The following is a 14,206-nucleotide window of genomic DNA, read 5'->3' as shown; positions in this document are numbered from 1 at the left end:
TGATAAGACACACCTGAAAAAATAACGGTCCTATGAGTTCAGGTGTATTAAGTGATGTTGATTAACTTTCTCTAATAAGATAATCGAATGCTGATAATGATGCTTTTGACCCCTCACCCATCGCAATAACAATTTGCTTATAAGGCACGGTAGAAACATCTCCAGCAGCAAAGATACCCGGCTCAGAAGTCTGACATTTTTCGTCAATGATCACTTCGCCATACTTAGTACATTCAACAACACCCTGTAAAAAATCACTGTTGGGTAGTAAGCCTATTTGGATAAATATTCCCGACAAGCTTTGTTGCTTCATCTCACCTGTTGCTCTATCTTCATAAGCCAGCGCAACAACTTTACCATCTTTAGCAATCACTTCTTTAGTTGCAACATTTTTAATGATGGTGATCTTTTTATGCGCTTGCGCTTTTTCTACCAATATTTTATCTGCTTTTAAGCCAGGTAAAAATTCGAAGACGGTAACATGATTAACCATACTTGCTAAATCTAATGCCGCTTCTATTCCTGAGTTACCACCACCAACCACAGCAACATCTTTACCTTTAAAGAATGGGCCATCACAATGTGGACAATAAGCGACACCAGAACCAATATTTTCTTTTTCTCCTGGTATGCCTAGTTCGCGCCATTTAGCCCCAGTAGCAATGATCACCGTTTTAGAATCGATAACTTCGCCGCTAGAAAGATGTAGCTTTTTCGGCGCTTTACTCTCTGGCTCACCTTTATCAATTTTTTCAACACGTACAAACTCTCTTGTCGTGATCTCGTAATCATTTAAGTGCGCTTGCATATTACCGGTTAGTTGTGTGCCGGTCGTTTTAGAGACTGAAATTAAGTTCTCTATACCTACGGTATCTTTGACCTGACCACCAAAACGGTCAGCAATAATAGTCACTTTTAAACCTTTACGAGCGGCATAAATAGCAGCAGCAACACCCGCAGGACCTGCGCCTATAACGGTAATATCTTGTAACGGTAACTGCTCGTTGTCATCGCCACCGACAATATAAGGAAAACGTTCGATAAGTTTATCGACTAATTGACCTGTGTCTATTTTTCCATTCGCAAATAATTCGCCATTAAGGTAAACACTCGGTACACCTTGAATATTACGTTCGTCTATTAGGTTCTTAAATAAGCCACCATCAATCATTTCACTGCTAATACCTTCGTTTAATAAGGCAAACTGATTCAACGATTGCACAACATCAGGACAGTTATGGCAACTTAAGGAAATAAAGACTTCAAAGTGCAAATCTTCTTTGATTTTTTGCACCATTTTAGTCAAGGTGCTGTCTAATTTAAGTTCGGTACCAGATGATTGGAGAATGGCTAATATCAACGAATTAAATTCATGGCCGCTGGGAATACCGGAAAAGTGGATGCCATTATTTTTACCGTCAATTTCTAAGTAGAACGTAATTGGGCTGCGTAAGCCATCATCGCGCTCAACAAGTATTAGATTGTCTGATACCGATGTTAACTGTGTTAAAAATTCTTTTAATTCGTTGCGTTTTTGATGTTCACCCGTTTGTAAAACTAGTGATACTTTGTTGGTCATATTTTGGGTATAAGCTTTTACTGCATTTAAAATATCTTCACTTAACATGGGGTTACCTCATTATTTAGCTTGTTGAATTTGACATAAGAGCTGTCATCTTGTTGGTTGAAATAAGGCGAAAGAAGCCTGGTTAACCAGAATAACTACTTCCACCCATTACGAGACTGCTGTCTTAGATTTTACCGACTAAGTCTAAACTTGGTGTTAAGGTTGCTTCACCTTGTTCCCAAGCCGCTGGACATACTTCACCGTCATTTTCACGTACATATTGTGCAGCTTTTACATTACGCACCATATCTTTTGCACTTCGACCGATACCACCAGCATGAATATGAGCAACTTGGATAACACCATCTGGGTCGACTAAAAATGTACCACGGTGTGCCATATGGTCTTCTTCAATCATCACATCAAAACCACGAGTAATTGTGCCCGTTTGGTCACCAATCATTGGAAATTTAATTTTTCCAATCGCTGCTGATGAGTCGTGCCATGCTTTATGTGAAAAATGGGTATCTGTTGATACTGAGTAAACTTCAACACCAAGACCTTGCAACTCTTCATACTGGTTTGCCATATCTTCTAATTCAGTCGGACAAACAAAGGTAAAATCTGCCGGGTAGAATAAAAATATTGACCATTTTCCTTTAGTACTCTCAGATGTTACTTCAACAAACTCGTCGTTATGAAATGCTTGAGCTTTAAATTCTGGGATAGTTTTGCCTATTTGAGCCATGGGTATTACCTCTGTTATTTAAAAGTTTTTAGTTAAATGGTTTTGTTTTAAAAGCTTGTTTGCTTTCGATGTGGGTATACTAAATTCAATTGAACGATAAATAAATTTGATTAAATTGATTTCAATATTCTAAAAAATAGAATTATCAAATGTTTTATCCTAATAACTAGCTGGGAAATTATGCGACCGTCGACCTTATGTTCTGACTTGATAATATCAAGAGCAGATATACCGCACGCAAAGAAGATGACTAATTCAATAATTTTGATTAAGATATGACTTACGTTCAATAAAAATTATCATTAGAAATATGATCTCAATAAAACAACTGCACTACGCACTCGCTATTGAAAAGACTTTACACTTTAAAAAAGCCGCAGAGGCATGCAATGTTTCTCAATCAGCGTTAAGTACCGCAATTAATGAACTTGAAAAACAATTGGGGATGATGATATTTGAGCGTAATAACAAACAAGTTTTAGTGACTCAAAAGGGACAACTGATCCTTAATAAAGCTCGACAAGTAAAGTTGGAGCTAGACGAATTACTGCAAATATCAAAAAGCGATAATCAGCCTTTCTCTAGTTCGATGTCGATAGGTGTTATCCCAACAATTGGTCCATACCTTTTACCTAAGGTATTGCCAGAAGTAAGGCATCAGTACCCAAACTTCAAATTAAAGATACTAGAAGAGCAATCACATACCCTCGTTGATATGGTGCGAACCGGAGCAATTGATGCCGCGATACTCGCATTACCCTATCCTATAGAAGGCTTAATGAGTTTTAACTTTTGGCAAGAAGACTTTTATTTAGTCTGTCATAAAGATGAATGCCCACAGAAAACCCAAGAAATTACCAGTGCAGAGTTAGCGACTGAAACATTGATGTTGTTAAAAGATGGTCATTGCCTTAAAGAACATGCACTAGCAGCTTGTCAATTACAAAATCCAAAACAAAGTGCTGATTTTGGCTCTGCTAGTTTGCATACACTGATCCAAATGGTTGCCGGTAAACTCGGAACAACACTTGTACCACAAATGGCCTTAGACCAATTGACTTATAACGAATCTGAACTTCGAGCTATTCATTTAAATGAGCCGGGACCGCACAGAACAATTGCCTTAATCATTAGACCTAATTATGTAAGAACCGATGAGTTGACTATCCTCAAAAATATTTTTACCGCACAACTCACTGATAAATGCAGTTAGCATGATTTTAAATAATCGTTTCATTTTATAGAATTATATATTTAATTTTATGAAATTTACTGAATGACAATGTTAGGTGACAATCATATTATCAAAAATAAATTAGGTAATTAAAATGAAAAATATTATTAATAACATCAAGACAATTTTTAATACAACAAATGATAAAAAAGCCAAGGTTAATTGTAACTACTCAAATAATTACTATGGCGATCAATATTGTCAGACGCAGAAAAATTAAAAGTATCAATAAGGTCAGGTGCTAGCAAGTGTTGATAAAAGCTAGCCCTACCCCCTCCTATCGAGCAAAAACACTATAGATTAATTAAAAAATCTCATTAGCGCCATAACGTTACCAAACCAGTAAGTCACTTAACTTAATTATCGTATGGTATTTAAAATTAACTTGGTGTTTATTCAAAAGGACTGAGTAATAAAGTACAGCTTTAAATGTTTTAATACCTTGTCCCCGTATCACTTTTATTTCTGACGGATCCGCCCTATCTTTGGTGAATCCTAAGTAGACCCGACTTTTCGGGACATAGGGCTCTATTGTTTTAACTTTAGAGCCAACCCAGATGTTTAATCCATTGATTAAACATCTGGGTTGAATATAGCCCTATCTATGTGTCTGGTCAGTAGCTGTTTCAATAACATTTCTTCACTTAGTATCAGAGTAACTTACGCCTTGGCCAAGGTAAAATAACTAGAGCCACTCATCTTTAATTTTTCCATAATGAAAATATCCCCACTGGCCAACTCGTCGCAATGGTGCGAATGGAAATTTGGGTAACTGGCAATTATAGAGTGGCAAGTTTTCTATTTTGGGGTCGATAGCTTTTTCAGCTACTTTTTCAGCCAGACGCTTACCTGCTTGCACCGAAAATGAGACGCCAGAGCCACAGTAACCCATACTGTAAAAAACATTTTTCTTAGTGTTTTGATAAATATGAGGCAAGTCGTCTAACGACATACAGATCCAACCTGACCAAGCATACTGGTAATTTAACTTCGCTAACGGTGGAAAACTTGTTTTTAGCACTGCCAACAAGCGCTGTGCGTAATAAGGATCGTCGGCAGACTTACCCGTTATAGCGCCACGGCCACCAAATAGAATACGGTTGTCAGGCAGCTTTCGGTAATAGTATTTTAGCGCACGTGTATCCATGACCACATTAGAGGTTAAAAAATTACAATCGGCTAACTGTTGCTCTGACAAAGGCTCGGTGACAATAATTTGTGAAAGTACCGGCAAAGTTCGATCGGTTGTTAATGAATGAAAACCTTTAGGTGTATATCCGTTGGTGGCAATAACAATCTTTTTAGCCGTAACAACACCTTGAGGTGTTATCAATTTTTGTTGGTGCCCTTCATCTAAAATATCTAACACTGGAGAGCTGGTATGAACCTTAGCGCCTGCTTCACGTGCTAATCGTTGATAGCCCCAGGCTAGTTTTAACGGATTTAAACCAAAACCATCTTGATATCGAATCGCGCCATAAGCATTTTTATCGTCCATGTATTGTTGGCGAACTTCGTTTCTCGTTAAGATCTCCACATCACTATTCTTGATACCTGCGAAGGTTTTTTGTTGCAGTTTTGCTTGGCTAATAAGCTCAGCTAACTTACTGGGTTTATGGGCGACTTTTAAAAAACCACGTGCTTGTACATCACAGTCGATACCTTCAGCGATCAGTGATTTAACCGTTTCAACGCCAGCGCACATTTCATCATAAATGCCGCGCATCACTTCTTCACCCCATTTTTGCGTCATATCACTATAAGACTTGCGCCCTGAAGACTTGAGAATAAAGCCAGCATTTCTACCACTACAACCCCAAGCCGTTTGATTTGCCTCTATAACATGGGCTTTAATACCATGTTCACGCGCTAAATGTAACGCACAAGAAAGCCCAGTATAACCGGCGCCTATGATGGCAACATCAACATCTATATCTTGATTAATTTGTCCGTCACTGGCCGGGGCATTATTATCAATATCAGCATTTTCAGCCCAGTAACTTTTGGGATACGGGGCACCACAACCAGGAGATTTATCGTGTAAAGGATCGTACATTTTTCAAAACTACTTTAAGAAAGAAAACCACAGAAACTTTACCGTATTTATAGGAAATTTGCTAAGATCAATCTTCTAAAAATCACTTTATTTAAACAAATATAAAAAATGAAAAAACAGTTTAATTCAGTAAAGTCTCAAGTGTCGTACCGTGAAATGTTACCCCGCGATTTTTCAGCAATAATTGCCTTAGGCACAGCGGTTCATGGTGCTGGTTATATTGACGATTCAAACATGAGCATTTGGTATAACAAAGGCATATTAAAATCTGCTGACAGTCCCGAAATCAATGCAAATTTTGTCGCTTATTTAGATGACATACTGATAGGTTTTCGCTTAACTTACGCCATTAATCAATGGGAAATTGACGTTTGGTGCAGCCCAGAATTATGGCAACAACCCAGCGAAAAAGTTTGTTATTTCAAATGCAATACGGTTGATGAAAATTACCGTGGTTATGGTGTTGGCAGTCAGCTACTCAAATTATCAACACAAGCCGCGATTAAACAAGGTGCAAGTGCAGGGGTCAGTCATTTATGGAAACAAAGCCCAGGTAATAGTGCAGTAAAATATTTCACTAAATGTGGTGGCGTGTTAATTAAAGAACATCCAGATCGCTGGAATGAACTCAGTAAACAAGGCTATGAGTGTCCTGAATGCGCAGATGAATGTCATTGTGTTGCTGCGGAAATGATCATTCACTTTGAAAAATGATCATTTTCCCACTAATTAATATGACAAATGGGACTAACCAAAGATTTTCTTAAGTAATGAAGATGACGTTTTAATCTCGGTGCTATTATTTTGTTTTATATCAGCCTGATGTTTAGTTTCTGCCACTGCAGTATCAGGTAGCACTAAGGCATTAAAATCACTGAGGCTTGGATATTCGACCGCAGAATTTTTATGTTCAAAATCGCCACTAGCTGGATTAAAACGATATTCTTTTGCCCATTCAACAATATTTTCAGTGACTTGATTAATCGCTTCAACAATATATCTTACTTCCTTATCAGAGGTGGTAGGATGAAACGACGCACGGATCCAGCCAGGTTTTTCAGCATAGTCACCGCTATTAATTTTTTCGGTGATCTTGTTCGACGTATCATGATCAACATTTAATAATATATGGCCATAAGTGCCCGCACATGAACAACCACCACGTGTTTGCACACCAAACTTATCGTTGAGCAAACGCACCACTAAATTATAATGAACATTAGGTAGGTAAAAAGAAACAATCGCTAAACGGTCTTTAACATTCTTTTCTAGCATCACTACCTTGTCATTTTTGGCTAACTCAGTCATAACATAATCAGTAATTTCTTTTTCACGGGCGGTAATTTTATCAACGCCCATAGCGTTCTTTACTTTTATCGCTAAGGCGGTGCGAATACATTGTAAAAATCCGGGCGTGCCACCATCTTCGCGCATTTCAATATTGTTGAAAAAGCTGTGCTCTCCCCATGGGTTTGTCCAAGTGACTGTTCCACCGCCGGGATGATCCGGTACTCTGTTTTTATAGAGTGCTTTATTGAAGATAAGAACACCCGAACTGCCTGGCCCACCAAGAAATTTATGCGGAGAAAAATAAATGGCGTCTAAGCTTTGTTTAGAGTTTGTTGGGTGCATATCGATATCAACATAAGGTGCTGAACAGGCAAAATCGACAAAACATAAGCCGCCATGTTCGTGCATTTTTTCTGCGAGCAAATGGTAAGGGGTTTTAATACCGGTAACATTAGAACACGCGGAAAACGAGCCTATTTTGACTTTTCTAGCTTGGTATTTTTCTAACAAGAGTTGTAAATGTTCAAGTGACGGTAAACCATGGCTGTCAGGGTCAACAATCTCTAATGTGATATCACACTCATACCAAGTGGTTTGGTTTGAATGGTGTTCCATATGGGTAATGAAAACAACGGGTTTATCACAGTCATCAAACTTCACTTGTGCTTGCATCCGTTCAGGAATACGCAAACCTAGAATACGTTGAAACTTATTAATAACACCAGTCATACCTGCTTCTGCTGTGATCAATACGTCATTATCGCAAGCGTTTACATGGCGTTTTATTATTTTTTGCGCATCATGATAAGCATGGGTCATCGCGCAACCCGTTAAATTGGTTTCGGTATGGGTATTAGCAACAAAAGGCCCTAAAGTATCGGTAATGTAGTGTTCAATTGGCGCATAAAGTCGACCACTTGCGGTCCAATCAGCGTAAACAATATCTAATTGCTTACCATTGATTTCATGGTTTAATGATTGACCAATAATATTATTTCTAAAAGGAAGAAAGTGATTTTCAAGTGACATGACTGACGGCTCGTGTGTTGTTTCGATAAATAATTCTAGCAAAACCTGATTAATGAGCAATCAAAAACCAATAAAAACAATCAATACGCAAAAATAATTCAAATAAAAGTAATATAGAGAAAAAAACTCTAAACTTAACGGCTTTTCGTTGAGATAACGAAAATTCAGTTTCGCGTAAATGTTGTACTTGTCAGGCACTTGATCGGATAACAAGAACAATTCGTCGTACAATGCTATTTACTTGGATAAAATTGCGTTACTTTATTGACTGTTTATAACCGTAGGAATTTAATAAAATATGAATTTTTCTTTGTGTAAGTTTCTGGTCATGCCCGCTATTCTTGTTTCACTTAGCGCTTGTCAACTCACCATGAATAGCAAAAACTCGCCACAAAACACCGCTAACGAAAAATTTGATAGTACGGTTAAAGCACTATTAGATCATCGTGCCAGCACAGGTATTTATCAAGAAGGTGGCGAGCCAAACGAGGAAAGCTATTGGCCTGATTTATCACCACAAACATTGGAAAAAAAATACCAACAGCGTCTCACTATCGCGGCAGCATTTGAAAAGATAACTCAAACGTCACTCTCAGACGATAATAAAATTAATTATGCCATTATTAAAGCCCAACTTGATAATAGTATTGCTCAGTATCATTTTAAAGCTCATTACATGCCATTCAATGCTGAGTCAGGTTTTCACTCTAATTTAAGTTTTTTCATCAACAATACCGCATTTAATAAAGAAAAAGATATCGACTTCTATTTAAATAAATTATCAGCGCTTCCGCTATATTTTGATCAAAACATTTATTGGATGCAGCAGGGATTATCGACAGGGATCACCCAACCTCAAGCGGTATTAATAGGCTATGAACAGTCAATACTTGCCTTTATTCCTGAGCATGCTGAAAATTCTGAATTTCTTAAGCCTTTTAACACAGCGTCAAATTTAATTGCCCCTGACGTGCTTGCTGATAAAAAAAGCCAGCTTATTGCGCTATTAAAAACTAAAGTTATTCCTGCTTATCAGCACTATTATCAATTTTTTACCCAAGAGTATTTTCCAAATGCCCGCAAAACTATTGGCGTGTCAGCGACAGCTAACGGTAATGAATTTTATCGTAATAGAGTTAAGCACTACACCACAACAAATATGACACCTGAGCAAATTCATACCTTAGGTTTAAGTGAAGTAAAACGTATTCGTCAAGAAATGGCTGAGATCATTGTAAAAACTGGCTTTAAAGGGACTTTTGCTGAGTTCACTGATTTCTTACGGACTGATGCACAGTTTTATGCAAAAACGCCGTTAGCCTTACTTAAAGAAGCTGCCTATATTGCCAAACAAATGGATGCTAAATTACCCGCACTCTTTAAGCATTTACCTCGCACGCCTTATGGCGTTGCACCTGTACCAGACAGCATCGCCCCTAAATATACTACCGGGCGCTATATTCGAGCGCAAAATGATACTCAGCCCGGCTATTATTGGGTTAATACCTACGCGTTAGACAAACGTCCACTTTATGTTTTACCCGCTTTAACCTTACATGAGGGTGTCCCTGGGCATCATTTGCAAATATCATTGAATAGCGAATTAGATAACTTACCTTCATACCGCAGAAATGCCTACATTTCTGCCTTTGGCGAAGGTTGGGGCTTGTATGCTGAATGGTTAGGTATTGAAGCCGGCATATACCAAGACCACTACAGTAATTTTGGTCGACTGACCTATGAAATGTGGCGGGCAGCCCGACTTGTTGTTGATACAGGTATGCATGTTATGGACTGGTCAAGAGCGCGTGCGATAAACTTTATGACCGATAACACCGCACTTTCATCACACAATGTGCAAACAGAAATTGATCGTTATATATCATGGCCAGGACAAGCGTTATCTTACAAGATTGGTGAGATAACCATCAGAAACCTACGTAAAAAAACAGCAGCTGAATTGGGACAAAACTTTGATGTCCGTGAGTTTCATCATCAAATTTTGAAAAATGGTTCCGTACCGCTACAAGTACTGGAAGACCAAATTAACGCCTATATTGCCACAACGTTATTAACAATCGCAGCTGACGATAAGAAAAAAAGCATCGTAAGTGAGTAAACACGCATCGCTATATGAGGTGACACTTAGTTCATTTAACTAAGTGTCACTAATGCGCATAAGTTGTCTAGCTCGTACTACAGACCGGACAATCGGCCTGTTTATTTAAGGTAAATTGTTGCCATTGATTTGATAAACCATCAAAGAGATTTAACTGATTAATATGTATGGTGTTGCCGGTTAATAATTTAATGGCCTGTAACGACTGCATACCGGCTATAATCGCTAATACCGGACCGACAATACCAACGGTTTGACAATTTTGGCTAGGCGCTTTTTCACTCGCAGGAAACAAGCATTGATAGCAAGCACTCGCTGGATTTCTGGGGTCAATCACTAATTGCTGACCGTCAAAACCCGTAGCCGCACCAACAATTAACGGCGTTTTTTGCTCAACACAGATTTGATTTAATAAATAACGCGTGGTGATATTGTCGGTACAATCAAGCACCACATCGACCTGTTCAATGTAATAGTTTGCTAATTCTTCATCGAGCATCTCATCAATTACTTCAATCGTAATATCACTGTTATGTTGTTGCAATTTTTCAGCACCAACATCAGCTTTATTATGACCAATGTCATTTTCAGTGAATAATATTTGTCGCTGTAAATTAGTCATCTCGACCTTGTCACCGTCGGCGATAAATAAAGTACCTACTCCGGCGGCCGCTAAATATAAACTGACCGGATTACCTAGCCCGCCGACACCAACGATTAGTACTTTAGCTTCACGCAGCGCTAACTGCCCTTGCTCACCTATTTTATTGAGCATAATTTGACGACTGTAACGTAGTTGTTCGTGTTGAGATAACATTAGCTAAATAATTTCCTTATGGCGATTAACGCAGTATACGCACAGCATTAGCTTTAAATTGAATATAGATAGACTGTTCAAGCACCAAGGATAAGCGATTAGCTGACCAGGCGGTAATGGTGACAAAAAAATCTTGTCCTGAGCAATTAACCGTTAACAGTATTTGTGCATTACAGCGATTAAAACCGGTTATAATTCCCTGTAAATGATTCACTATCGAGCTTTCTCTTGGCTCATGCAAGGTGACACTAATGTCACTAGCGGCAATAATACAGCGCGCTTGTTTAGCTATTTCAAGATGATCATTTAAGGCCATTAATATTTGCTGCTCAGCCAAAACTAAACTTGTTAAGCCATACGCGGGTAAGTGCTCTTTTACCGTTAATGACAAACTCGTTTGATGCAGTATTTCATTGTCGGTGGTCAACTGATGTATCACTTGATGAATATCACCATAATGGCTGACTTTTCCTGAGGATAACACTAACAGACTATTGGCTAACTGCTGAATTTCAGCCAAAGAATGACTGACATATAACATAGGTAAGTTTAACTGCTTTTGCACTTTCTCTAACAAGGTCAGCATCAGGATTTTATTCTGATCGTCTAATGCACTGAGCGGTTCATCGAGTAATAGTAATCGTGGCTCAGCTAATAATGCTCGAGCTAATGCCACACGCTGCTGTTCGCCACCTGAAAGCTGCGCGACTGATTTCACCAATAAACTTTCTAGCTGGGTTAAGGCTACAATTTCTGAAAAATCTAATGGCTTATTCGTAACATTATTCTTTTTACGTTTTTGTCCATAACGTAAATTTTCTTCAACCGTAAGATGAGGAAACAAACGACTATTTTGAAACACTAAGCCTATATTTCTTTGCTGTGGCGCAAGAAAAGTTTTCGCTTGGCTGTCGAATAAAATAGTATCATTAATCAACAACTGACCCTGAGCATCTTTATCAAGCCCCGCAATAACTTTTAATAGCGTCGACTTACCTGAACCCGAATGACCAAAAATACCGGTAATGCCAGTAAGTGATATTTGCTGATCAATAGATAACGAAAAATCGTCATAATCGACATTAATTTTTATTCGTAAATCGGCCATCAGCTAAACCTCTTTGACAAAACAGGCTGAGATTTTTTTGGTCGATTAAGTAAATAAATTAAGGATAATAAAATAAGCGAGCAGATAACCAAACTTATAGAAATAATATGTGCTTGTGCGTAATCGAACGCTTCGACATGGTCAAAAAGAGCAATGGACAACACGCGGGTTTCACCCGGAATATTACCGCCAATCATCAAAACCACGCCAAACTCACCAACCGTATGAGCAAACCCTAAACTAGCTGCGGTAATAAAACTGGCTTTAGTTATTGGTAATACTATGGTGAAAAACCGATCAATCGCGCTAGCGCCAAGCATGGCTGCGGCCTCTAATAAGTCATCACCCAATTGCTCAAAGGCCTTTTGTAATGGCTGCACCACAAAGGGTAAAGAGTATAAAACAGAGCCAATAACAATGGCCGAAAAGCTAAATGCCAGCTGTTGACCGGTTGCCTGTTGCCAAATTTGTCCCGGGAGGTATTGTGGAGAAAACAGCAATAGTAAATAAAATCCCAGTACTGTTGGTGGTAGCACTAAAGGTAAAGCGACTAATGCTTCAATAAACACTTTCGCTCGGCTTTGCATTTTAGCGAGGTACCAAGCGAGTGGTGTGCCAATTAACATCAAAATAACCGTGGTTAAGCCCGCCATTTTTAATGTGGTGATCAGCGCCAGCATATCTGGGTGGCTATTACTCATTGGCACTTATCTCACTCGAAGATGCATAACCTGATTCAACAATAAACTGCTGAGCTTGCTTACTCATCAACAAGGTAACAAAACGTTCAGCTTGGGCTATTTTTTTACTGTGCTTTAAAATCACTAATTGCTGTTTTATCGGTTGATGTAGATGTGAAGAGATCAAGACTCCCTTAAAATTATTGAGCACTAATTGACTATTACTGACAATGCCTAAGTTTACCGCTTGCGAACGTGTTTGCTGAAACGTTTGGCCAATATTAATCCCTTGAATTAAGCGGTTTTTATAATCGTCCCAACGTTGTAAACTTTCTAATACTTGCTTAGCAGCCTTACCGTAGGGCGCGATTCTTGGGTTAGCGATGGCGAGGCGTTGCTTGTTATTATTAAGGGCTACCAATAGATCGCTGTCAATATGCCCCTTTGCAGACCAAAGGGCTAGCTGCCCAAAAGCATAGGTTTGTAGACTATCCTTAACGGCTAAATCACTTGTTGATAATAATTGTGGTCGTTCACTGTCAGCGGATAAAAACACATCAAAAGTAGCGCCATGTTCAATTTGTAGAAATAAAGTACCACTGGATGCCGCGATAAGAATTGGCGCTAAAAATTGTTTTTGATTTGGGTTATAGCGAGCCAGTAACTGTTTTAATGTCGGTGCAAAATTCGAAGCAACCGCAATGCGCAAAGGTGCTTCATTGACACTGACCATGTCTTTAGCCGCCACTAAACTTACCGGTAACATCAGTAGCGCTATCAATAAAAAACGAGTAAATATACCCGCCAGCATTAATGCCAAAGCTATTTACTCCACGCCTGTGCTTTTTCTTTATCACTGGCTTTCGCTGCTAACCAAGTTTCGCCAAGTTCAGTGAGTTCTTTTTTCCAAAACGGCGCTGATACTTTTAAAAAATCCATAATAAATTCATTAGCGGCAAATGCATCTTGACGATGTTTACTGGTTACACCAACAAAAACAATTTGTTCACCAATAGCTAACTGCCCAATGCGGTGGATGATTTTTACACGGCCAATATCCCAGCGTTTTTTTGCCGTTTGAATTATTTCGGCTAATAGCTTTTCGGTCATGTCGGGGTAGTGTTCAAGGAATAATCCTTTAACTGTTAAACCCAAATTATTATTGCGTACTCGACCGCTGAAGGTAACAACGGCGCCATCTTCAACATTATTATTTTCTAACAGATTAACTTCAACACCGTGATCAAAGTCTTCTGTTTGAATACTAATTTCTGGGTACTTATTATTGAGGCTCGTCATATTAACTCTTTTATCCTCCGGTGACGGGTGGAAAGAAAGCCACTTCGTCTCCTGCTTTCACCGAAAAATCACTATTAACCATTTGATGATTAACCGCACAAAGTAATGAATTATTAGTGAGGTAATGTTGCCAATTATTATTTTTTTCACCTAACGCAACTTTAACTTCAGCGACAGTAGTGGCAGAGTCGGCGTTTATTTCCGTACCAGCAGAGCCAAGTTGTTCTCGCAACGCGGCAAAAAATATTACTTTGATCAT

At 38.7% G+C, this 14,206-nt stretch carries 13 protein-coding genes; 3 read left to right on the top strand and 10 right to left on the bottom strand.

Annotated elements, in window-relative coordinates; genetic code table 11:
• Positions 1-61: 61 nt before the first annotated feature.
• Entirely contained in the window at positions 62-1,627 is a 1,566-nt protein-coding gene (ahpF, locus tag ESZ26_RS02590) for an alkyl hydroperoxide reductase subunit F (protein WP_146797939.1), read from the bottom strand.
• Between the two features lie 124 nt (positions 1,628-1,751).
• The gene (gene ahpC / locus ESZ26_RS02585) at positions 1,752-2,315 is read right to left on the bottom strand and encodes an alkyl hydroperoxide reductase subunit C (protein ID WP_146797941.1); all 564 of its coding nucleotides are present in this window, start codon (positions 2,313-2,315) and stop codon (positions 1,752-1,754) included.
• 310 nt (positions 2,316-2,625) lie between these two features.
• On the opposite strand from ahpC, the gene ESZ26_RS02580 reads away from it, so the two are divergent.
• Positions 2,626-3,528 (top strand): hydrogen peroxide-inducible genes activator, encoded by a 903-nt coding sequence (locus tag ESZ26_RS02580; protein ID WP_146797942.1) that lies wholly within the window; start codon positions 2,626-2,628, stop codon positions 3,526-3,528.
• Between the two features lie 706 nt (positions 3,529-4,234).
• Here the strand turns inward: ESZ26_RS02580 and ESZ26_RS02575 are convergent.
• Complete coding sequence (locus ESZ26_RS02575) at positions 4,235-5,605, bottom strand: NAD(P)/FAD-dependent oxidoreductase (protein WP_146797944.1); 1,371 nt, start codon at positions 5,603-5,605, stop codon at positions 4,235-4,237.
• 108 nt (positions 5,606-5,713) lie between these two features.
• Here ESZ26_RS02575 and ESZ26_RS02570 point away from each other — a divergent pair, with 108 nt between their 5' ends.
• The gene (locus tag ESZ26_RS02570; protein WP_170246287.1) at positions 5,714-6,319 is read left to right on the top strand and encodes a GNAT family N-acetyltransferase; all 606 of its coding nucleotides are present in this window, start codon (positions 5,714-5,716) and stop codon (positions 6,317-6,319) included.
• A 33-nt stretch (positions 6,320-6,352) separates the two neighbouring features.
• Here ESZ26_RS02570 and ESZ26_RS02565 read toward each other — a convergent pair whose 3' ends face one another.
• On the bottom strand, positions 6,353-7,924 hold the full coding sequence (locus ESZ26_RS02565; RefSeq protein ID WP_146797945.1) for an aminotransferase class V-fold PLP-dependent enzyme: 1,572 nt from the start codon (positions 7,922-7,924) through the stop codon (positions 6,353-6,355).
• A gap of 298 nt (positions 7,925-8,222) precedes the next feature.
• On the opposite strand from ESZ26_RS02565, the gene ESZ26_RS02560 reads away from it, so the two are divergent.
• A complete protein-coding gene (locus tag ESZ26_RS02560; protein ID WP_146797947.1) occupies positions 8,223-10,043 on the top strand; it encodes a DUF885 domain-containing protein in 1,821 nt (606 codons plus the stop codon).
• A gap of 67 nt (positions 10,044-10,110) precedes the next feature.
• Here ESZ26_RS02560 and ESZ26_RS02555 read toward each other — a convergent pair whose 3' ends face one another.
• Genes ESZ26_RS02555 through moaD form a run of 6 tightly spaced genes read right to left on the bottom strand, consistent with a single transcriptional unit; the run spans position 10,111 to position 14,206 of the window.
• On the bottom strand, positions 10,111-10,860 hold the full coding sequence (locus ESZ26_RS02555) for a HesA/MoeB/ThiF family protein (protein ID WP_146797948.1): 750 nt from the start codon (positions 10,858-10,860) through the stop codon (positions 10,111-10,113).
• 25 nt (positions 10,861-10,885) lie between these two features.
• Positions 10,886-11,968, bottom strand: a complete 1,083-nt coding sequence (gene modC, locus ESZ26_RS02550; RefSeq protein ID WP_146797949.1) for a molybdenum ABC transporter ATP-binding protein — start codon at positions 11,966-11,968, stop codon at positions 10,886-10,888.
• The gene (modB, locus tag ESZ26_RS02545; protein WP_146797951.1) at positions 11,968-12,669 is read right to left on the bottom strand and encodes a molybdate ABC transporter permease subunit; all 702 of its coding nucleotides are present in this window, start codon (positions 12,667-12,669) and stop codon (positions 11,968-11,970) included. The genes modC and modB overlap by 1 nt, the downstream gene beginning before the upstream one ends.
• The gene (gene modA / locus ESZ26_RS02540; protein ID WP_223271540.1) at positions 12,662-13,459 is read right to left on the bottom strand and encodes a molybdate ABC transporter substrate-binding protein; all 798 of its coding nucleotides are present in this window, start codon (positions 13,457-13,459) and stop codon (positions 12,662-12,664) included. The genes modB and modA overlap by 8 nt, the downstream gene beginning before the upstream one ends.
• An 11-nt stretch (positions 13,460-13,470) precedes the next feature.
• Positions 13,471-13,947, bottom strand: coding sequence for a molybdopterin synthase catalytic subunit MoaE (moaE, locus tag ESZ26_RS02535; protein ID WP_146797954.1), 477 nt, complete (start codon positions 13,945-13,947; stop codon positions 13,471-13,473).
• Positions 13,948-13,957: 10 nt separating this feature from the next.
• On the bottom strand, positions 13,958-14,206 hold the full coding sequence (moaD, locus tag ESZ26_RS02530) for a molybdopterin converting factor subunit 1 (protein WP_146797956.1): 249 nt from the start codon (positions 14,204-14,206) through the stop codon (positions 13,958-13,960).

Origin of the sequence: Colwellia hornerae (genome assembly GCF_007954355.1) — a bacterium.
GTDB classification, from domain to species: Bacteria; Pseudomonadota; Gammaproteobacteria; order Enterobacterales; family Alteromonadaceae; genus Colwellia_A; species Colwellia_A hornerae.
Note: the sequence above shows the minus strand (reverse complement) of the source record. Positions and strands in the feature narration are given on the sequence as shown.